This is a genomic window from Luteibacter sp. P4_E6, from assembly GCF_056401535.1.
Map to the genome: position 1 here is coordinate 1 of NZ_JBFUJE010000839.1, position 1,181 is coordinate 1,181.

1 protein-coding gene is annotated in these 1,181 nt (G+C 68.8%); it reads right to left on the minus strand.

What is annotated here, in order from left to right:
* On the minus strand, window positions 1–1,072 hold a 1,072-nt coding region (locus AC1DT2_RS23965; protein WP_477299195.1), incomplete at its 3' end, for an aminopeptidase P family N-terminal domain-containing protein.
* Window positions 1,073–1,181 lie beyond the last annotated feature (109 nt).

The window sequence follows — 1,181 nt, forward strand, 5'->3', positions numbered from 1 at the left end:
GTGAGGCACGGGCCTCGCGCACGATGGTGTCGACGTCGAGTTCGGTCAGTGGCTCACCAGCGGCCACGCCTGCTTCGATACGGCGGAACGCGTGTGCCAGTGCCGCGCCGTCGCGGCGCATGACGTCGCGGACATGGTCGAGCTCCTCGGTCGTCTTGCGCGCCTTCTGTGCCGTGGACGGGTGCCCGGTGCGAACCTGCCGCACCGTGGCCGGCAGGCCTTCCAGGACCGACACGACAACGCGGCTGGGATCCAGCATGAGCACGGCGTCGTCCGGAAGAGCGGCCATGGCGGAGGCCGCCGTGCCGTAGTCGGCGAGGCCGATGCCGTCCATGGCCAGTGCGTGCTTTACCTCGGCCGGCACTTTGGCGGCATCGACGAACAGGGTGGCCCTGTCGTCGTCGATGAGCAGGTGAGCCAGGAACACCGGGTTGTACTCGACGTCGGCGCCGCGGAGATTGGTCAGCCAGGCGATGTCGTCGAGGCTCGAGAGCAGATGGTGGCTGGCGCCCGCCCGACGCATGGCTGTGCGTACATGACGCAGTTTGTCCGCGCGGTCGACGACGGCGAATGGCGCCGCGTGGACGAAGAGGGGGGCGTCAGGCCGGCCGGGGCGTTCGGGCCAGATGGCGGCGGGCAGGTCGAGATCGGTACGCAGGGTGGCGCCGGCGGCGCCAAGCCGCCTGGCCAGGCTCTCTGCGCCCGAAACATCCAGGCTGTCGCCGGCGGCGGCGACCACGTCGCCCGGGCCGAGCTGGTCGGCCAGCCAGGCGATATGCTCGGGGGTGTGCGCCACCTTGAGTCGCATCAGGGGCAGTCCGCTGCCGGCAAGCTCCTGTTCTGCCTGGGAGAAATAACGGGAATCGGTCCACAGGCCACCACCGGCAGGGGTCACGACCAGGGTGCCGGCCGATCCGGTAAAGCCGGAGAGCCATTCCCGGGCCTGCCAGCGTGGCGGAAGGTATTCGGACAGGTGCGGGTCGGCGCTGGGGACGACGACGGCGGCAACGCCTTCGCGGGCCATGACGGCGCGAAGGGCTTCGAGACGGGCGGGGATGGGCTGGGCGGTCATTCCCTGATGGTAAAACGACAGCTCCGATTCGTGTAAAATACCGATTTCCAGCACTGGCTGCTCGCATGACTCCCCTGATTTTCGTCACCGGCGGTGTGGTGTCTTCCCT